This window comes from Microbacterium sp. Beta (assembly GCF_005502545.1).
In the GTDB taxonomy this organism is placed as follows: domain Bacteria; phylum Actinomycetota; class Actinomycetes; order Actinomycetales; family Microbacteriaceae; genus Microbacterium; species Microbacterium oxydans.
The window spans coordinates 37,494-56,127 of the sequence record NZ_SCOG01000023.1; the positions used below are offsets into that span (position 1 = coordinate 37,494).

Annotated in this window: 24 protein-coding genes; 6 read left to right on the forward strand and 18 right to left on the reverse strand. The window is 66.8% G+C overall.

The genetic code is table 11. The annotated features are described in order from the left end of the window. Positions 1 to 3: 3 nt before the first annotated feature. Together FFS56_RS16875 and FFS56_RS16880 are read right to left on the reverse strand one after the other, a co-directional pair. Complete coding sequence (locus FFS56_RS16875; RefSeq protein WP_137772168.1) at positions 4 to 1,578, reverse strand: relaxase/mobilization nuclease domain-containing protein; 1,575 nt, start codon at positions 1,576 to 1,578, stop codon at positions 4 to 6. Further along, on the reverse strand, positions 1,575 to 1,973 hold the full coding sequence (locus tag FFS56_RS16880) for a MobC family plasmid mobilization relaxosome protein (protein WP_137772169.1): 399 nt from the start codon (positions 1,971 to 1,973) through the stop codon (positions 1,575 to 1,577). Before FFS56_RS16880 ends, FFS56_RS16875 begins: the two co-directional genes overlap by 4 nt. Before the next feature lie 138 nt (positions 1,974 to 2,111). Between FFS56_RS16880 and FFS56_RS16885 the strand changes: the two genes are divergently transcribed. Further along, complete coding sequence (locus FFS56_RS16885) at positions 2,112 to 2,396, forward strand: hypothetical protein (protein ID WP_067117683.1); 285 nt, start codon at positions 2,112 to 2,114, stop codon at positions 2,394 to 2,396. Between the two features lie 169 nt (positions 2,397 to 2,565). Here FFS56_RS16885 and FFS56_RS16890 read toward each other — a convergent pair whose 3' ends face one another. The 11 genes from FFS56_RS16890 to nrdH form a co-directional block, all read right to left on the reverse strand. Then, positions 2,566 to 3,510, reverse strand: a complete 945-nt coding sequence (locus FFS56_RS16890) for a zeta toxin family protein (RefSeq protein ID WP_067117686.1) — start codon at positions 3,508 to 3,510, stop codon at positions 2,566 to 2,568. Between the two features lie 62 nt (positions 3,511 to 3,572). Next, positions 3,573 to 4,046 carry a hypothetical protein gene (locus tag FFS56_RS16895; RefSeq protein WP_137772170.1) on the reverse strand — a complete coding sequence of 158 codons (474 nt, stop codon included), beginning with the start codon at positions 4,044 to 4,046 and terminating at the stop codon, positions 3,573 to 3,575. 47 nt (positions 4,047 to 4,093) lie between these two features. After that, positions 4,094 to 4,312: a hypothetical protein gene (locus tag FFS56_RS16900; RefSeq protein WP_067117690.1), complete on the reverse strand. Its 219-nt coding sequence runs from the start codon at positions 4,310 to 4,312 to the stop codon at positions 4,094 to 4,096. A gap of 235 nt (positions 4,313 to 4,547) precedes the next feature. After that, positions 4,548 to 5,021, reverse strand: coding sequence for a hypothetical protein (locus FFS56_RS16905; RefSeq protein WP_067117693.1), 474 nt, complete (start codon positions 5,019 to 5,021; stop codon positions 4,548 to 4,550). Between the two features lie 14 nt (positions 5,022 to 5,035). Then, entirely contained in the window at positions 5,036 to 5,623 is a 588-nt protein-coding gene (locus FFS56_RS16910; protein ID WP_171011027.1) for a thermonuclease family protein, read from the reverse strand. Between the two features lie 72 nt (positions 5,624 to 5,695). Continuing rightward, positions 5,696 to 6,298: a hypothetical protein gene (locus FFS56_RS16915; protein ID WP_067117699.1), complete on the reverse strand. Its 603-nt coding sequence runs from the start codon at positions 6,296 to 6,298 to the stop codon at positions 5,696 to 5,698. Between the two features lie 41 nt (positions 6,299 to 6,339). Next, positions 6,340 to 7,131, reverse strand: coding sequence for a ParA family protein (locus FFS56_RS16920; RefSeq protein WP_067117702.1), 792 nt, complete (start codon positions 7,129 to 7,131; stop codon positions 6,340 to 6,342). Next, positions 7,128 to 7,463 (reverse strand): hypothetical protein, encoded by a 336-nt coding sequence (locus FFS56_RS20625; RefSeq protein ID WP_171011028.1) that lies wholly within the window; start codon positions 7,461 to 7,463, stop codon positions 7,128 to 7,130. Before FFS56_RS20625 ends, FFS56_RS16920 begins: the two co-directional genes overlap by 4 nt. A gap of 26 nt (positions 7,464 to 7,489) precedes the next feature. After that, positions 7,490 to 7,936, reverse strand: coding sequence for a single-stranded DNA-binding protein (locus tag FFS56_RS16925; protein ID WP_067117708.1), 447 nt, complete (start codon positions 7,934 to 7,936; stop codon positions 7,490 to 7,492). A 102-nt stretch (positions 7,937 to 8,038) separates the two neighbouring features. After that, positions 8,039 to 8,275, reverse strand: coding sequence for a hypothetical protein (locus FFS56_RS16930; RefSeq protein WP_067117711.1), 237 nt, complete (start codon positions 8,273 to 8,275; stop codon positions 8,039 to 8,041). A gap of 3 nt (positions 8,276 to 8,278) precedes the next feature. After that, complete coding sequence (gene nrdH / locus FFS56_RS16935; RefSeq protein WP_137772182.1) at positions 8,279 to 8,521, reverse strand: glutaredoxin-like protein NrdH; 243 nt, start codon at positions 8,519 to 8,521, stop codon at positions 8,279 to 8,281. A 299-nt stretch (positions 8,522 to 8,820) separates the two neighbouring features. On the opposite strand from nrdH, the gene FFS56_RS16940 reads away from it, so the two are divergent. From FFS56_RS16940 to FFS56_RS16960, 5 genes are all read left to right on the forward strand, one after another. Beyond that, positions 8,821 to 9,915, forward strand: coding sequence for a tyrosine-type recombinase/integrase (locus tag FFS56_RS16940; protein WP_016464935.1), 1,095 nt, complete (start codon positions 8,821 to 8,823; stop codon positions 9,913 to 9,915). Next, the gene (locus FFS56_RS16945) at positions 9,912 to 10,235 is read left to right on the forward strand and encodes a helix-turn-helix transcriptional regulator (RefSeq protein ID WP_016464934.1); all 324 of its coding nucleotides are present in this window, start codon (positions 9,912 to 9,914) and stop codon (positions 10,233 to 10,235) included. The genes FFS56_RS16940 and FFS56_RS16945 overlap by 4 nt, the downstream gene beginning before the upstream one ends. Positions 10,236 to 10,306: 71 nt before the next feature. Continuing rightward, positions 10,307 to 12,187 carry a hypothetical protein gene (locus tag FFS56_RS16950; protein ID WP_137772172.1) on the forward strand — a complete coding sequence of 627 codons (1,881 nt, stop codon included), beginning with the start codon at positions 10,307 to 10,309 and terminating at the stop codon, positions 12,185 to 12,187. Between the two features lie 25 nt (positions 12,188 to 12,212). After that, entirely contained in the window at positions 12,213 to 12,557 is a 345-nt protein-coding gene (locus FFS56_RS16955) for a metalloregulator ArsR/SmtB family transcription factor (protein ID WP_016464931.1), read from the forward strand. Further along, complete coding sequence (locus FFS56_RS16960; RefSeq protein ID WP_016464930.1) at positions 12,554 to 13,795, forward strand: MFS transporter; 1,242 nt, start codon at positions 12,554 to 12,556, stop codon at positions 13,793 to 13,795. Before FFS56_RS16955 ends, FFS56_RS16960 begins: the two co-directional genes overlap by 4 nt. Positions 13,796 to 13,867: 72 nt before the next feature. Here the strand turns inward: FFS56_RS16960 and FFS56_RS16965 are convergent, their stop codons facing one another. From FFS56_RS16965 to FFS56_RS16985, 5 genes are all read right to left on the reverse strand, one after another. Next, a complete protein-coding gene (locus tag FFS56_RS16965; protein ID WP_036283402.1) occupies positions 13,868 to 14,521 on the reverse strand; it encodes a copper resistance CopC family protein in 654 nt (217 codons plus the stop codon). Between the two features lie 78 nt (positions 14,522 to 14,599). Beyond that, positions 14,600 to 15,091 carry a hypothetical protein gene (locus tag FFS56_RS16970; protein ID WP_137772173.1) on the reverse strand — a complete coding sequence of 164 codons (492 nt, stop codon included), beginning with the start codon at positions 15,089 to 15,091 and terminating at the stop codon, positions 14,600 to 14,602. Between the two features lie 687 nt (positions 15,092 to 15,778). Then, positions 15,779 to 16,717 carry a DUF3560 domain-containing protein gene (locus FFS56_RS16975; protein WP_067117717.1) on the reverse strand — a complete coding sequence of 313 codons (939 nt, stop codon included), beginning with the start codon at positions 16,715 to 16,717 and terminating at the stop codon, positions 15,779 to 15,781. 88 nt (positions 16,718 to 16,805) lie between these two features. After that, positions 16,806 to 17,024, reverse strand: a complete 219-nt coding sequence (locus FFS56_RS16980; protein WP_067117720.1) for a hypothetical protein — start codon at positions 17,022 to 17,024, stop codon at positions 16,806 to 16,808. A 54-nt stretch (positions 17,025 to 17,078) separates the two neighbouring features. Beyond that, positions 17,079 to 18,446: a ParB N-terminal domain-containing protein gene (locus tag FFS56_RS16985; RefSeq protein WP_067117723.1), complete on the reverse strand. Its 1,368-nt coding sequence runs from the start codon at positions 18,444 to 18,446 to the stop codon at positions 17,079 to 17,081. Between the last annotated feature and the right edge of the window lie 188 nt (positions 18,447 to 18,634).

Below are 18,634 nucleotides of genomic sequence, written 5' to 3' on the forward strand. Positions count from 1 at the left end.
CCTCTATCTACCGAGATCCGGGCCGCTGGTGCGACCTGGGTTCATTGGTCGTTGTTGCGTCGTGGGTCGTGCTCCGATCGTAGATCCAGGCACCCCCGTAACGCTCTGTCCGGTCGTCCGCTGCATGCGTTCCTGTACGGCCTTCAACGCGGCCTCCGCGCTCGAGCGGAGGGCCGCTGCGTTGTCTGCCGCGCCGCGCTCGTGCTGCACAGTTGCGATGCGCTTCGCAACGCGATTCATCTGTCGCATGACAGCGATCCACCCCTCCCTACTGTCGGTGCCGGCGCCGCGCGCCATCAACCGCATCTGGTAGCCGGCATCGAGCGCACGACGCATCGGCACGGCAGATCCGCGCTGCCCCTGAGCGACGCGGGCGAACTCGTCAGAGGCGGCCGCGAGCGGTCCCGGCGTGCCGCGCTCGAGCGCCATAGACGCGTGCGCGTAGACGCCCGATAGATCCGCGGCCGCCGCCTCAGCACTGAACACCGGGGCACTCTCCCCCGGCCGCACTGCCTCGGTGTCGTGACCTGCCACACGCGCCATGGCGATCTCCGAGACGGGCGCAGCCTTCACCTTCTCGGGGGCGTCAAAACCGCGCACCCGGGCGGCGCGGCCCGCACCCTTCCAGGCATCCACCGCGGCAAGCTCGCTCGCGTTCGTGTGCTCCCACCCGGAGCGCAGCTGGGGCAGACCGAGCGAACGATCCAGCTTGGACGGTGCGTACCAGACGGGCTTCTCGTCGGCCTTCGTGGGGATCATCGCCGCGGTGTATCCGACGACGCGATCCGTGCCGCCTTTCTCGTATCGAGGGCGCACGATCACGCGGGCATTGCGTGCGGCGGCGATGAATTCTTTCTCGGAGTCCGAGTTCGCTGCGACCGTGCGCAGGCGTCGGCGCAGCTCGTCGCGCTGCGTGTACGCCTCGCCTTCGCGCGCGGCTCGTGCGGTCTCTGCCGGCTTGTTCGCGCTGAGGGTTCGGGCGTTCTGCTGTCGGCTCTCCAGGACGTCGAGTCGGTACTTGACTTCGAGCTCGCCGGCGATCTTCTGTGCGCGCACGTAGTCGCGATGCGTGTCCGCCTTGGTGCCGTCCTCGCGCACCAGGTTGACGGCGATGTGTACGTGGTCGTTGCCCGATGTGGACAGGCCGTGACGGATCGCAACCCAGCGGCAAGACCGCTCGCCCTCCTCGTCGACGAAACCCATCTCGCGGACAAAGTCGGTCGCGATCGCGGACCACTGCTGGTCACTCAGCTCGCCCTCTTCGGCCTTCACGCTGAGCGAGCAGTGCCACACGTGAGCGTCGCGCCTCTCCCCCGTCGCGACTCGCTCACCGGTCTCCTCGTCGATGTCGTACACCGGCACGGTGACCTCCGTGCCGAACAGCTTCGACGGCAAGTCGAGCGCGTTCGCGAGGTCCAAGCCCGCGTCCGCTGAAAGCTCTCCCTGCCCGGCCAACTCCACGATCACATCGTGTCCCGCGACAACGTGCGGCGCCGTGTGCTCGTTCGCCCGACCCGGACCACGGAGGTACATGATCAGCCCCGGCATACTCCCACCCCGGGTGATGTTCGGCATCATCGCGAACTCACCAACTGCGGCAGCAACTCGTCGATCTTCGCCGACACCTCACGCACCGCACGCAACGCGTGGTGCAGCTCATCCCCCGGCCGCTCCCCCGCGTTCGTCGCACGCGCGATCTGGTTCACATTGTTCGCCAGCGACGCAAGAAGGCGACGCGTGTGGAAGAACTCGGCCGCAAGCCGACGACGATCCGTCGACGTCTCGCCATGCTCCGCAAGAGCGGCCTCGACCATGAGGCGCGGAATGGTGACGTCCGCCTCCAGCGCACGCTGCAGCAGCAGCGCCTCCTCCTCCGCTGTCACTCCCACCTTGTGGGTGTGCTGGCGGCCGCCCGGCGCGTTCTCACGCCGCCGCCGCCCGCGAACTCGCGACGGAACAGGAGCGTCAGCCATGACTCTCCTCCCCTGCCCAGTGCAACGACCCGACCACGTTGGGAACAGCCCGGCACAATGCCGGCAAGCGACTTAGGGTACCTAAGTCTCTAGCTTGCTCCCGTTCCATGCGTTCATCATACCTGCTAGAGTTGTGCTATGACAGCCGAACACGTGATTGAATCCGCCGAGCGCAAAGCGCGCGAGCTTCTGGATCAGCGCATCGAATCGGTGCGTGCCGTCGTCCGTGCGCAGCACGACACCGCGGCGCTGCGAGAACAGCTTGCCGAGTCCGAAAGGGAGAGCGCTCGCCTGTACCGTGCCGCGCTCAGTGACGGCTGGTCGGAGGCCGAGTTGAAGAAGCTCGGGATCACGGAGACCGGGCCGAAGACGTCACGACGTCGCAGCGCAGCCGCGTCCTCAGACAGCGAGCAGAACGGCTAATCAGCCTGGCTCACGATCCGCATTCCCCCTCACCCGATGCCGGATCATCGCAGCAGAAAGGACCCTGTCAAGGGCGCTTCGCGTCGCTACGCGATGAGGCACGGCCTCCCCCTTGACAGGGTCCTTTCTGTTGTATGGCGGCTTGATATCGGGTAAGGGAGAAGAGCGCTTAGGACAGCTCCGGTCCCCCGCGCCCTAGGTCTTTCTGCGATCCGGGTTTCCGAACGGCCGCCGTCGGCGCACGCTTCATGTACGCGGCATCGACCATCGGCCCGCCCGGGTGCAGGCGCGCCAGATTCAACTCTCGCGCTGGCTGCGCCCGACGCCCTTCCGCGATTGCAGAACGGTGCTCGTCCATCGATGTGAAATGACGCTCGAATCGCTGAACCGCCGGATTCTCCGCGAGCAGAGCTGCAGCATCCTGCGAGCGGGCACGACCGTGCGCCGTGTCGAAGAGAGGACGCGCATACGCGCTCGGCACCCAACGGCCACCGAGTGGATCCTGCCCCGCCTCGGCCGCGGTGATGGCCTCAGACCACCGCTGCACGATGCGCTCCTCCGAGACCTCGAACGGCACCTCCACGTCGACAACATGGACGCTGTAGCCGGCACGCTCCAGCTGTGTGCCGAGTTCGACCGCGGACGCCTCACTGCCCAACACGGTGTCGACGATGATATTCGTCCCTCGGGTCATCATCCGCGCCCGCTGCGCGGACGCAAGCTCCGACGACTCTTCGTGAACGAGCGCCGCCAACTCCATCGGGTAGAGCCGCTCCCCCGCCACCTCCAGGTCGCGGACGGCCGCCGGCTTGATCCATGACTCGTACGATCCATCCGCGATCGACTGGCGCAGCAGCGCGGCCTTGAAGTCGTCGGCATCGATGTTCACGTACGACGACTTCGACGCTCCGAGCACCCGATCCGCAACGCTCCCCTTGCCGGCACCGGGCGGCCCCGCGAGCACCAGAGCCTTGCTCTCGCCCCGCGCGTCCGGATAGCGCGCCGCTGCGTCTGCGAGTAGCTGCCCAAACAGTCGCCCACGCTGCGGTGTCAACTCACCGTCGACCCACCATGTGGGGTTGTTGATCGTCGCCGTCGGCGCATCCTTCGACACAGGCCCACCCGGACGGGAGAGCTGCCGAATCAGATCGATATGACGCTCAGCTTCCGCCGGACTCACTCGGCCGCCGCTCGCGGGTGACGACGCTCGAAGACCTCTTCGTAGATCTCGTCATCGATCAGTCCGGCATAGCTCGCCTGCTCGACCTCAGCCCACGACCCCTCAGGGTGAACAATCACATCGTCAAGCTCGAGCTCGGGATTCGTCTTCCCTCTCGGGGCATACGGCCACCGCGTGAGCTCGTCAACCAGGTGCTCCCGCTCGAGGAAGCCGGCCGCATATCGCTGACAGATCTCATACGGCGATGCACCCGAGAAACCCTCTCGCGGCAGCGCCGTCTTCGTCGCCGTCTTCAACGCATTCGTCACCGACGGCTGCGCAATCCCCAGCCACCCCGCGATCCGCACCTGCGTGTACCCACGCTCCCCCAGAATCCGCAACGAACGCCGATAGTCCAGGTCGTCAATTTCCTTCCTCAGCCGAGCCCGAACAGCAGCCCGCGCCTCAGCAGGGATCTCCATGACAGTCATGATCACCACCTCCTATAGCCCAGTCTATAGGAGGATCATAGAAGCGGCTATAGCGACTGATCGCGACGGGCGGTTCCGAAGTCCGGGTCTCGATCTGCTCGCCACAGACCGTTCCATGCCCTGGTCACCAGCTCCCGAGTGCGGGAGGCGCGATCGTCGTCCGATCCGCGAAGCTCGGGCGGCGGCTCGAAGTAGGGCTCTTTCAGCTGCTTGGCGACCAGCGATTTCGAGATCTTGAGCATCCGTGCGACCTCTCGAACGCTCATCCCCTGCTCAGTCAACACAGCGATCGCTTGCGCTCGTACAACGTGGTGTGCGCGATACGCGTCCCACTTGAACTCCACGGCACGCTCTAGCGCAGCGGCCGCATCCTCCGTGGAAACAGGCTCGCCGTGCCAAGTGGGACGCGGCGCCGGCGTCAACGAATCAAGGAACTTTCGCTTCGACTGTCCACTCATGTGGACAGTCGATCGCAGAGTGTCCATTCGTGTGGACACTTGCTCAGAGAATCAGCTGCATCTCACTCGGGTGCACGTGCGCGACGTCGTGGCCTCGACGGAGGACGCATGGCCACTCACCGCGGCCGCCGTGATTGCATCGCAGCTCGTCGAGCGCTTCATCCGCGTCCTCCCAGTCCTCCCGTAGGTCAGTTGCGCGGTTTGCTTCATCGCGGAATCGGGCGAGGGCTTGCGCGTAGTTGTCGGGTGCTGCGTCGGACTCGTCGAAGTCCTCCCGGTGCTCCCCCGCATGCCCCTGGGAGTACGTGCACTTCGCGTCGATCACGTACTCATCTTCTTCACCATCGGGCCCAGTGACCGCGTAGGCGAACGGCGCTCGGCATTCGAGCGCTTCGAGCGCGGCCTGCGCGTCGTCGACGCGGGCGGACGCCGCCCGGTATGCGCTCAACGCCTCGTCGAAGCGCGTCGCCGCCGTCGTGAAGTTGCGGGGATCCACAGGCGTGTTCTCTGCGTTCATGGTCGTTCCCTTCCTCACCGGTCCACTGAGGGGCAGGCGCCCCACAGCCCAACGCGTTCGTCTCTGGCGGCCGCTTCCGCGGCCAGGTGGTCAGATTGTCCCTCATAGGACTTGTCGTAGGTGTACTCGTAGCCGGTGCCAGCTGCGATCGCGAGCACCGCGGCGCTCTGCCCGTCGACGTCGACGTGGCGGAGTAGCCGGCCGTACGCGTCTACGTCGGCCTGCGTGCTGTCGCTCTGCAGCTCAACCTTGCGGCCGTACAGCAGCTCGTCTAGGAAGTTGCGAGCCTCGATCGCGTAGCAGTCCCCCGCTGCGCCGTCGCGTCCGATCTCAGGCGTATCGATGCCGATGATTCTGACGCGCGACTCCCCCGCGCTTGTCTTGACGTCGAGGTTGTCGCCGTCGACGACGGCGACAACCTCGGCCGCCTCGGCGGCCGCCACTACTGTCTGCGTTTCTGCAGGGCGTTCCTGCGGCGTACAACCGGCCGTCGACACGAGGGCCACGGCGAGCCCAGCGGTGGTGATCAGCAACGCACGCGTGCGCCGTGGCGGGCGCCGCGTGACGACCGGCCGATTGCCGGGGTTGTTCTCGTCCGTCACGATGTGCTCCTTGTCGATGTGGGGTGGTAAGTCCCGGTGGTCTGCCGTGTCTGGTTGGTCTATCGTGTGCGGTTAGCGAACGAGCCGGTTCGGCAGGCGCTCTGGCGGGGTCGGCAGCGTTCCTCCGTTGCTCGCTCGGGCAGCGTCGACGGCGATGCCGATGGCTTCGGCGGCCCATGCGCTGTCGGATGGCCAGCGGCCGGCCTGTTGATCGGCAGTGATAGCCGCGCGCATCCGCTTCATGGTGACGGTGGGGATGTTGAAGGACCGGGTGGAGCCGGTGCGCTCCTCGGAGCGCCCTCGAAGGCCGCCCCGAGTGGCACGCTGCTTCGGAGTCCGCGCCGCGTGTGTGTCGAGCGCTGCGGCGATCCAGCGGGCGAATGTGTCCGCCTCTCCCCCGTTGGTCCAGTCGGCGAGATATGCCGCTCGAGCGCCATTGAACTCGTCGGGCGTGAGGTAGATGCCCAGGCGGTCCGTGTCGCCGGGAGCCGCCTGCGGTCGCTTCTTCGGCGCCGCTGTCGGCCGACGCTCGGGCGTCGCTCGCGCCGGCGTGACCTCGTTGACCGGCTCTGCGGGCGGCTCTGCCGGCGCTTCCTCGGCGGGCGCGTCGACGGGTTCATAGAATTCGTGCGCGAGCGCGGCCGCGTTGCGGTCGCGGAGGCTTCGACGTGCCATGGCTGTCTCCTTGGTCTGGTTGGTCAGTGCTGTTTTGTTTGTCAGGCGGTGACGGGCACGGGTGGTGCGGTCTTTCGCGCGGGAATGGGAGTCCCGATGATCGGTGCGAGCGCCTGGGCGTAGTCCTCGGCGATCGCAGAGCCCGGCGCGTAAACGCTGACGGGCTTGCCGTCGGTGTAGGCGTCTTTGGCGGCTACTGCCTCGCGGACGGGGCTGGTGATGCGGCCGGGGAACTGCTCGGTAAGCACTTCGACGACTTCTCGATCGATCAGCCGCCCGTGGCGGTACTTGGTGGGGACGATCCAGTGGATGCGCTGCCCGACGTGCAGCCGGGGTGCGACGCGCTGCGCCACGAATTCATTGAGCTTGCCGAGCTGGTCATACGCTTCGGTCGCGCATTCGACGGGTGCGATCACGACGTCTGCAGCTGCAAGGGCAGAGAGGGTGAGGAGGCCCAATGCCGGCGGGGTGTCGATTACGACGTCATCCCAGTGGTCGGCGAGCTCCGGCATGTCGCGCAGCGAGGTGATGATCTCGGGCCGCTGGTCTAGAGAGGCGAGGTCCTGGCTTCCGACGAGAATGCTCACACCCGGCACGCTCGGCGACGGGACGGCCGCCTCGAGCGCGGATGCTTCCCCGACCAGCACGTCAGCTGCGACCGCCGACAACTCCGTGTCTTCGGTCACGCCGAGGCGCTTGGTGAGGTTGCCCTGCTGGTCGAGGTCGATTGCCAGCACGCGCCGCCCCATGGCGACGAGTGCCGCCGCGAGGTCTGCGGATGTCGTGGTCTTGCCCGATCCTCCCTTGAGGATCGCGAGCGTGTAGACGGTCACTTGGAGTCTCCCTGAGGGTCGAGCTGGTCGATGCCGCGCTGCACGGTCTCGATCAGCGCCGTGTTGACGGACACCTTCTTGCGGTCGGCGTAGTCCATGATCCGATCGCGGGTGTCTTCGTGGCCTGCCCACTGGATGAGGTTCGCGCGGGGTGCGGAGCGTTCGGGACGGGCGTCTTCTTCCGCCTTAGCGTCGCGCAGCTCCTTGATCAGTTCCCGCAGCCTGTAGATACCAACGATGATCACGGTCACCAGCCCGCAGAGCACGAGCCAGCCGACGACGATCAGCACCCAGGCCCAGATGCCCCAAGCCAGGAATCCTTGAACAATCATGTTTTCTCCTTCGTCTCAGGCGGGGTTCAGAACGGGGTGTCGCTGTTGGGGATGTCGGCGACTTCCCATGAGCCGGCCTGGTCGCTCTGATTGCCCTGCTCCCCCGCTGCGGTCTTGCGCTCGGCCTTCTTCGCGGTGACCGTGTGGTACTTGAGGCTGAATCCCACCTCAACGGCGGTGACCTGCTGCGCGGTGCGCTCCTGCTCGGTGCCCTTATCGGTCCACCGGTTGGTTTCGATGCGTCCCTCGATCGTCAGTCGATCTCCCTTGTGGGACGAGGCCGCGACGTTCTCGGCCTGCTCACCCCAGGCTTCGACGCGGAACGCGTTGGGCTCGGCGTCTTCGAATCCTCCGTCGGGCGTTCGGCGCTGTCGGTTCTCGATGATGGTGAAGTGGACCACGGGGCGGCCGTTCTGCGTGTAGCGCAGCTCGGGATCCGCGGTGAGGTTGCCGGCGAAGGTGATGGTCGACATGGGTTCTGCTCCTTGTGGTTGGTGGTGTTGGTCCGCCGTGTTGTTACTGTCAGTCTAGCCTAGTTGGTCAATGTGGTCTAGTTCATATCACGTGTTTTCTGGTCACTCTGGTGCGTCATCAGTCGGCACGTCGAGCTGAGCCCGCTTGCGTGCAAACTCCGCGAGCTGCTCGGGGGAGTAGTTGGCCTTCATGTACCAGTGATTCGCCTGCCACTGCCAAAGGTCAACGTCCCGCTGCAGCTGCGCGTTCTCGCTGGTGAGCCGGATGATCTCTTGCCGCATCCAGTTGAAGGACTCCCACGACACCGGGCCGCGCTCGTCTCTCTGCTCCTCGTCCATCGCTCAGCCCATGTGAGCGGCGACGCGCTCGATGTGATCAGGACGGAAACCGCTCCAGTGATCCTCGTCGTCGACGACCACGACGGGCGCCTGTGCGTAGCCGAGTTCCTTGACGTACTCGAGCGCAGCGTCGTCCTCGCTGAGGTCCACGACGCGATAGGGAATGTTCTTGGCGTCGAGCGCCCTATACGTGGCGTTGCACTGGACGCAGTTCGGCTTACTGTACACAAGCGGGCTGTGTTGCATTTCCTGCAACTGTGCGGGTTGGCGCATGATCGTTGATCTGGCGCGGAAACGAAGCCGTGCCAGCTTACTGATGATGGTCGGGCGCCGACTTGAGCCGGGGTCATTGCGGTCTCGATCGGCTGTGCGCGGGCAGCGTTGAGCCAGCTTTTGCCTGACGAGCCGCGAGATCATCGATATCCGCGTACACGGCGTAACGCCCGATGCAACTGAGGGGCAAGGCGCAATAGACGTTGCGCCTGTTGACCGTGTGTTACATTTACTGTCGTTTCCGTTGCGTCTGATGCATCCCTGGAGGGTGAATGGTTTCGCGCCCGCTGATGCTCGCGCCTGTTGTGCAACTCGACCCCGAGCGGGCCACGTTCACCGACATGCTCGATCGGTACGCGATCTCGTTGCGGTCCCGAGGCCTGTCGACCTCGACCATTGAGGCGCGGCTGTGGGGTGTGAGACGGTTCCAAGAGTTCACCGGCGAGTATCCGTGGAACTGGGGTCCGCGGGATGTTGAGGACTTCACGTCTGCGCTGCTGTCGCGGCCGCAGCCGGTCGCGCATTCCACGATCCGGGGCTACCACCTGATGGTGAAGCTGTTCTGCGAGTTTCTCGTCAATCCGACTTACGACTGGCATGACGTCTGCCTCGAGCGGTTCGGGCTCGTCCCGGCGCAGATCTGCCACCCGTGGAACACGCACTCGCATCTGGCGGAGTTCGAAGCGCGCGCATCGCGGCGACCGTTCGGGTATGACGAGCTCGAGGCGTTCTTCGCGCGGGCCGATGAGATGGCGGAGGATCTGATCGCGAGCCGCGGGAAGGCGGCGATCCCGGCGCTGAGGGACGCGCAGCTGTTCAAGACCGTCTACGCGTTCGGGCTGCGCCGCCGGGAAGCGGTGATGCTCGATCTCAACGATCTGCGACCGAACCCGCACATGCCCGACTGGGGCCCTTACGGGAAGGTCCACGTTCGCTACGGGAAGGCGATGAAAGGTTCGCCACCGCGGCGCCGCACGATCCTCGCGCTGCCAGAGTTCGAGTGGGCGACCCGCGGGTTGAAGGTCTGGGTCGAGGAGGTCCGGCCGCGGATCGCGACGGACAACGCCGCGGCGCTTTGGCTGAGCGAGCGCCGCGACCGGATCAGCACCCGCACCGCGGACGTCCGGTTCGCGCGGATCCGCGACGACCTCGACTTGGACCCGATGCTGACGCTGCACAGCTTGCGGCACTCGTATGTGACGCACCTGATCGAGTTCGGCTACGCCGAGAGGTTCGTTCAGGAGCAGGTCGGGCATCATCACTCGTCGACGACGGCGATCTACACCTCGGTCAGTGATGACTGGAAGAACCGGGTGTTCCACGAAGCGCTCGATCGGGTGCTCGGAAAGAAGGAGGACGTCGCATGACCCGCAAGTTCGAGTGGCACCTGCGTCGGCGTCTCGCCGAGCGCGACATCTTCAAGACCACCGACCTCGGCCCGCTACTGGCCGAGCAGGGCGTCTCCCTCTCCCGAGAGCAGGTCTACCGGCTGGTGACGAGCCCGCCGCAACGACTCAACATGGAAGTCCTCGACGCGCTCTGCGTGATCCTCGGCTGCACCCCCAACGACCTCATCACGTTCGAGGACATCACCGTGAAGCAGACCCGCGTGGTCGGCGGAACGGTCACCGAGCTCGGGTCGTTGCGGACGGTCCCTGCCAAGCTCGTCCGCCCCGACAAGCAGTGACCTCGCCACCCACCACCGCACTTCCCGACACCGTTCACCATCTCCTCGCGCAGGGCGAACCCTGGGTGAGCATGGGCGAAGCTTCGCTCACGGAGTTCATCGTCGAGTTCGCGCCCGCCGCCGTCACCCGCGGGCACATCGCCCGCTACGTCCGGACCACCACCGACCTCGCCCATGCCGGTGACCGGATGACGCCCGCGATCGTGCAGCGCTTGCTCCGCCGAGTTCGCGATAACGGGCACGCCGTGGTGGTGCCCGTCTGCGAACGATGCGGACGAGAACGGATCATCGGCCGCGGGCCCGACGATCGGCGCATCTGCAAGCCCTGCACCGACGTGCTGCGCGCCGAGGAATGCAGCGACTGCGGCAGGATCCGCCTCGTCTGCCTGCGCCGCGGCGGGAAACCGCTCTGCAACAACTGCCGACGGCGGCTCCCGGACGCGAAGAAGTCCTGCAGCCGCTGCGGCAACGCACGCCTGGTGCACACGACCACTGCGGCCGGCCCGCTCTGCCCAGAATGCGCCCCCGGGAAAGTCGAACCCTGCGTGCACTGCGGGCGCACCGCCCGCGTCAGGGTGCGGTTCACTGGCGGCGCGACCTGCAGCCCCTGCTTCAACGTCATCCGCAACACGCGCCGACCCTGCCCCCGATGCCAGCGCGTCACTTTGGTCGCATCCGTCGCAGACGACGGCACCCTCGCCTGCACACCCTGCGCGGGACGGTCATCTCCGTTCATCTGCGTCAGCTGCGGCATCGAAGACATCCGTCACGGCAAGAAGTGCTATCCCTGCAGCGCCCGCGACGCCGTCGACGCCCTCTTCGCCGCCGGCACCCCCGACCGGCAGGGGGTGCTCGAGCCGCTCCGGGTCAGGCTCCTGAACCACCCCGAGCCGAAATCCATGGTCCAATGGCCGCGACGCTCCGCCTCCGCCCGATTGATCCGCGACATGCTTACCGGGCGCCTCGAGATCTCTCACGAAGACCTCGACGAGCACCCTGTCACCCAAGTCGCCGAACTCATGCGTCACGCCCTCACCGACGTCGGCGTGCTCCCACCCCGCGACCAGGCCTGGTCGCACTTCGAACGCTGGCTCGACCGGTTCCTCACCGGCCACCCCGCCGAGATCTCCCGCATCCTCGGCCCCTACTGCCGATGGTCCGTCATCGCCCGCACCCGGCTGCTGATCGCCCGCAACGGCCTCAGTGACGGCACCTTCGATCGCGCCCGCTCCTCCTGCCGGATCGCGTTGGCGTTTCTCACCTACCTCCACGACAACGCCCTCGACCTGCACACCGGGTCCCAGACGATCCTCGAGGACTACCTAGAACAGTTCCCTCGGCACCTCGATCAGGTCCGCACCTTCATCCGCTGGGCCGCCGACACCGGACGCGCGACGCGGATGAGCCCGCCGCCGTCCCGCTGGGTCGACCCCTCCACCAGCTACCCGATACCCGTCTACCGGGACTGGATGCACCGCTTCGAGACCGACGAGACCATCCCCTTGCGGACGCGGATCTGCGGCCTGCTCTGCGGCACCCTCGGACGCCCCAGCTCCACCGTCGCGAAACTCACCCGCACCGCCATCACCGACACCGGCGACGAGATGACCGTCACCATCGGCACCTCACCCGTGAGGCTCCGCGACCCGCTCCCCGCCCTGATCCGCCGGCAGCTCGACGCCCCGCGACGCTGGGACACCGACTCCGACTGGCTGTTCCCCTCCAAGCTCCGCGCCGGCGCGCACACCGACTACAGCATGATGGTCAAAGACCTGCAGACCCTCGGCTGCAGCATCGTCTCCCTCCGCGGCGCCGCACTCCTCGCCCTCGCCGCCACCATGCCCGCCGGCCCCCTCTCCGACCTCACCGGCATCAGCACCGGCGTCGCCAACCGCTGGCAAACCCTCGCCGCGGCCGCCTACTCCGGATACCCCGCACTCCGCCTCGACTAACCCCAATCTGCATTAGTATCTGCGTATGCACGTAGATACTTTTCCTGATGACCTCACTCCCGCGAACGACTTCGTCGACATCGCGGTCGAGGTGTTCCGTCTCCTCGCGGACGCGACCCGGATTCGGATCGTCCTCGCGCTGCAGGGCGAGGAGCTCTCGGTGAACCACCTGGCGGACATCGTCGACCGGAGCCCCGCGGCGGTGTCTCAGCATCTGGCGAAGATGCGGTGGGGAAAGCTCGTGCGGGTCCGTCAGGAGGGGAACCGGATGTTCTACCGGCTCACGGACGAACACGCGACCCGGCTGGTGGTCGAAGCGATCCGCCAGGCGGAGCACACCGTCGAGGAGACGCCGGGGCACCACGCATGATCACCGTTCTCCGCAACGGCACCTACGCGAAGCTGTTCTCCGCGCAGGTGATCGCGCTCGTCGGCACGGGCCTGCTGACCGTCGCGCTCGGCCTGCTCGCGTTCGATATCGCGGGGTCCGCGGCCGGGTCGGTGTTGGGCACCGCGTTGACGATCAAGATGGTCGCCTACGTGGGCGTCGCGCCCCTCGTTGCCGCTCTCGTCGACCGGCTACCGAAGAAGGCGGTGCTCGTCGGCGCCGACCTGATCCGCCTGGCGATCGCGTTGATGCTGCCGTTCGTGACCGAGACCTGGCAAATCTACGTGCTCGTGTTCGTGCTGCAGTCCGCATCAGCGACGTTCACCCCGGCGTTCCAGTCGCTTATCCCGGCCGTGCTTCCGGAGGCGAAGGACTACACGAAGGCCCTGTCGCTCTCACGGCTCGCCTACGACCTCGAGGCGATCCTGAGTCCCACGATCGCCGCGGCACTGCTGACAGTGATCAGCTACAACAACCTGTTCGTCGGGACCGCGATCGGGTTCACGTGCTCCGCCACCCTCGTCCTCGCCTCCCGCCTCCCCGCCCGCGACACGGAGCCCTCACGCTCGACGTTCTGGCAGCGGCTCCCGCTCGGGCTCAAGGTGTTCGCCCGGACCCCGTCGCTGCGGTTCCTGATGATCACGAACGTGATCGTCGCCGCCGGGACCGCCATCGTGCTCGTCAACTCCGTCGTCTACGCGCGGGGCGTGTTCGGGCTCGACGATGCGGCCCTCGCGATCGCGCTCGGCAGCTACGGCATCGGATCGCTGATCGTCGCGTTCACCATCCCGACCCTCGTGGGCCGGTTCGGGGTGATCCGAGTGATGGTCGCCGGCGGCATCGTCATCACCGCGGGACTGACCGCGGCGATCGCCGTCACGACCCTCGCGGTCACCACCGGAACCGGCTGGTTCCTGCTGCTGGGCACCTGGGTGCTCCTCGGCATGGGCACGTCGCTGGTGAACACCCCCTCGTCACGGCTCCTCGCCGACGCCTCCACACCGGCGAACCGGAACCTCGTCTACACGGCCCAGTTCGCCCTTTCCCACGCCTGCTTCCTGATCACCTACCCGATCGCGGGATGGCTCGGCGCGGTCAGCCTCATCCTCGCCGCCGTGGCCCTCGGGGTCATCGCGGGAGGCGGGCTGGTCGCCGCCTTCGTCCTTGCCCGCCGCATCCCCGCGACAGCGCCCGAGGTTGAAGCGCCCGCGACGGCATAGGCTCCCCGCGATGCGAGCGGAAACGACAACGGCCGGCCGGAGACAGGAGATCTCCGACCGGCCGTCTGCGCCTTACGGGGTCTTGCGGCGCAACCCGCGCACCACAGCCGCGACGATCGCGGCCACCGCGACCACACCCACCGCGACCACGACCCACACCCACACCGGGGCGCCTTCCTCCGCGACCACCGCGGCATCCGCCTCAGTCGACGCGGCCGGAGACTCGGCAGCAAGATCGCTCGGCGCGACCGTGACCTGAGCGGCCGGGGACTCCTCGGCCAGCTGACCGTCATCACCACACGCCGGCGTCTCACGCCCCGCGGCCGCAGCAGCACCGGCGGCGGGCTGATACGTGAACGAGTACTCGTCGGAAATCGGATGCCCGTCACCGGACACCGCCCGCCACAGCACCCGATACTCGCCCGCCGCGCCGAGCTCGACAAGCGTCGTCATGACCGCCTGATCGACGTCGCTGCACCCGGTCTCGTAATACCGGTCGTCGGGGCCGATCACGACCGTCTTCGCCGCGGTCGGCTCGTCGAGGATCACATCGGTGAACACCAGCTCGATCTCGGGCAGGCCGGTCACCGTCGCCCCCGATTCGGGGTTCGTGTTCGACAGCGCCTCATGCGCGGACGCCGCGGACGCAGACCCGACCACCAGGCCGGCGGAGATCGCGGCCGCCGCAGCGACCACAAGGAAACGATGGACAGATCGTCCAGACATGCAAAAACACCTTTCGGTTGGCGCGCGCGACGACCACCGCCGCACACGCGAGGGATGACAAGAAGGGAAATCGGACCGTCAGCAGACGACCGGAGGCCCCCGCCACCGCACAACCGAGAACAACCGGCCAGGCAACGCCAGGACCGGCTCCGCCACGAACACCCGCACCACCCGGAACGGGCGCAACGGGACGAACAACCGCAACGCAACCAGGCCAGCGAGCCCCAGTAGTTGCGCGACCGCGAGGACCGCCTGCTCGCCGCGGCCGAGCATCAACACGGTGATCAACGCGGCGACAACATGCGCGACCCACATCGACCCGTCCGCGACCGCGTGATCCGGCATCGAAACGGCCACCCCCCCGATGCTCGACAGCATCGAGGAGCCCATCGCGTGGTGATCATGCGCCGGGGCGGGCGCACCCGAGACCCCGAGGGGAACAGACAGCAACGCATGGAACAGCAACTGACTGATCGAGACCGCCACAGCAAGGCGGAACCAAGACAACGCCCGCCCCGCCAGGAACACGCACACTGGCAACGCGAGCACCAACGCGACCAGCACGTTCAACCACGGCGGCAACCCGTCCCCACCCGCAGCATGCGACATCGTCGCGACGAACGTCGCGATTCCCGCAGCGAACGAACCACGAATGACCCTTGGGCCCCTCGCCGCTCGACTCGACTGCACCACACCACCGTAACGGGCCCGCAACGCGCGCCTGGGCGGGAGGAAGGGCGACTACTCCGAAAGTGAGCACTCACAACACTGCGCAGACGCAAGAAGGAGGTTGCACCAGACCCGCAGCTCGTTCTCGATCATGTCCCTTGTCCTTTCTCGATCAATTCGCTGGCTCGTTCCTGATAAGCGGAGCAGTGCCGCAGCAGCAGGGCCGGAACACAACCGCTAGGCGGTGGGGGAGAGAATTTCGTTGCGATGTGAGGGAGCGTAGCGACCGCGTGGCGAAAATCTTGGAGGAGCCGGCCCCGCAGGGGCTTGTGTGTAGGACCGCGGCGGCAATGATGGAGCGGCAGGAACGATGCCCGAAGCTCTTAGAGCCTGGTGGCCCGCGAGGGCCACTCCTGGCCGCGTAGCGGCCCCGACGGGGGAGTGCGAGGGGGTTGCTCCCCTCGCGCCCCGATAGGGGCACGGCGGGCCTGTGCGGCTGTAGAATTACGGTGTGCTTCCGGTGTGGTAACCGGTCGCCGTGTTGATGTCAGGCCCGGCTTCCCCATTGGGGAACCGGGCCTGACTGCGTCAGGCGGCGGGCTGGTGGTCCTGGATCTCGGCGTATGGTGCGCGGTCGGTCCAGCTGTAGGGCGTCTCGACGCTGACCGTCTTGGCGTTGACGCGGGCGACCTTGGCCCAGTGGCCGCGGATCTTCACGGCGTCACCTTTGGCGATCGTGTCGCGGCTGTAGCCGGTGGCCGTGCCGGTGGCGATCTGGTCGGCGCGTACCTGCTCCCAGTAGGCGAGCTGGTCGCGCAGCTCGTCGAGCTTGGGCGCGTAGTGCTTTGCCCTCTTGGCCTTCTGCTCGTCGGTCGCGGGGCGGTAGCCCTTCTCCGGGTCGTACACGTCAGCGATGATCTGGCGCTCGTAGCGGCGGATATCAGCGCCGATCTTCTCGATGCGGTTGGCCACGGTCACCGGGTTGTAGCGGGCGTCGGTCGTTGCGGCCGCTGCGTCGGCGCGGCGGGCGGCTTCCTCGGCGTCGTTGTGGGCGTCGATGCTGCGCCGCATGCTTTTGTGCGCCTTGTCGATCGCGTTGCGGTGGCGGCGCTCGGAGTGGTGGCCCACCTTGATCGGCTCGCCGCCCTCGGGCAGGCTTCCCACGTCGCGCATGTGCTTCTCCCATGCGGCGTCTGAGTTCGCGGCCTTCCGCTCGGCCTTGGCGTCGAGTGCTGCAGCGCGGTCGGCCTGGCGGGCGATCTTCGCGGCCTCGACTTCGGCGGTGCGCCGGGTCGTGCGGTCGATCTCCAGTGGTGCCAGCTCGAACCCTGCGGCCTCCAGCGCGGCGGCGGTGCGGGTGATGATGTGATCTTGGGGGAGCCGGTCGCGGCTGTTCGGGACGAACCATGCGCCGATGCTCCGGCCCCAGCGCCAGCGGTTGGCCTTGAGGATTGTGGCGGTTCCGTCGCCCTTGGCGGTTCCCTCGATGATGGTTCCGGCTTCATGCGTGTGGGTGATCGTCAGCATGGCGTGTGCTCCTTGTTCATGTGGGGTGGTTAGTCCCGGTGGTCTGCCGTGTTGTTACTTTCAGTATAGTCTAGTTGGTCAATGCTGTCTAGTCTGTGTCTGAGTGGTCTTCGATGTCTTCGAGCTCGACGCGGTCGAATCGGTGGGCGATCTTGTCGGCGACGCGCTGCGCTCGTGCGCGGGTGCGGTAGGTGCCGGTGCGGGTCTCGTCGAATGTGACGCCGTAGCGGGTGCGCAGATCGATCCCGGTTTCGCTGTGGAGATATCCGGTTTCGCCCTTGTAGGTGACGAGAATGCGGGTGCTCATGGGTGCCTCCTGGTTAGGGCGGGGCGGGCCTGTGACCCACCCCACCGAGTCTCACTACGGGGTGTCGGTGCTCTCGACCGTGGCGGCGATCTGCTCGACGGGGGAGAGGGTGTAGCCCCAGCCTGCGAGGGTCTGCAGGTAGTGTGCCGTCTCCGGTCGCGGACTCCGCCAGGTGGTGCGCCCGGTGCTGGCCTCGATGCCGCCGAGGACGATTGCCAGGGTGACGTGGCCCGCCTTGGTCGGGTGCGCGGTGAGGAAGTCCGCGAACCGGTCGCCGTAGTAGCCCGATACCGGCTCGACGCCGAGAAGGTCGGCCGCGAGGGCGTTCCCGCTCAGTTCCCCGGCGACCAGGTAGCGCGCTTCGGTGAGGCTTCGGGCGATGACTTGTGCGGAGTCCTTGGGGAGCGTCTTGCGCCCGAGGAACTGGGCGAGCCATTCCCGGCGCACGCTCTCGGCGGCGTCCCAGTCCTTGTTGTTGGCGATCAGCTGCTTGCGCTCTGCCTTCTCCTCGTCGGTCATCGGTCCGGCCTTGCGGCCCATGCCGTCGTCGACGACGGTGTAACCGAGGGCTTCCGGCTCGTCGACGTAGTAGTTCACCTGGTGGTTTCCGTCGCGCTGTCCGAGCACGTAGACGGCCACGCCGTCTTTCCCCTGGATCTCGTCTACGCTCACCCGCTCGCCCTCGCTCGTGCGGAGGTCACCGAGGCGGTAGGGGGTGCGGGCGTCCCATGCGGGGGCTTCGGAGAGGATGCGGTGGCCTTTGGCGGCTTCGACCTGTTCGCCTGCTTCCCGGGCCTGAGCGGTGGCGCGCTCGTCGCGGGCGCGCTGGACGGCGTGGGGGAAGTATCCCGGCTCCTCGTTTGCGATCCGGGTCAGCGTTGCGACGACGTCGGGGGCGTCTTCGAACTCGATCAGTGTTGCGGCCTGGTCCAGGGTCATTCCGGTTTCCGCGATCAGGCGGGTTCCGGTTTCGCTGGCCGCGACCGTCAGGCCCGTCTTGATCTTGTCTCGCTTCGTGCCGGTGCGCTTGGCGATCGCAGTGACGGAGAGTCCTTCGAGTTCCAGGGCCTTGTATGCCTGGATGCGGTCGCCGTCGGTGAGTGCCTGGCGCTGGTCGTTCTCCACCAGCTGTTCCACGATGCGCTGCGCGTCGTCGGCGGCGTCGGCCTCGACGATGTAGACGGGCACGCTCGGTAGGCCGACCTGCTGAGCGGCGAGGGTGCGGCGCTGGCCGTAGCGGACGTGCACGCCGTTCTCATCGCGGGTTGCGACGATGGGGACAAGAACGCCGTTCGCGCTCACGCTGTCAAGGAATTCCTTGTCCAGGCTTGCCTCTGCCGCCGTGCGGACGTTGGTCGCCACGTCGATGGTCTGCGGGTCGATAAGTTCGAGGACTCCGGCGGATGCTGTTGCAGTGGTCATACTGTGCTCCTTGTTCATGTGGGGTGGTAAGTCCCGTTGGTCTGCCGTGTTGTTACTATCAGTATAGTCTAGTTGGTCAATGCCGTCTAGGGTGTTCTTCGTCTCCTTCGTCGTGTCCTTCGCTGTGGCACTGCACCCAGTAGTCGGCGGATGCGGGGTAGCCGTGCGCTTCGAGCAGCGTGGCTAGA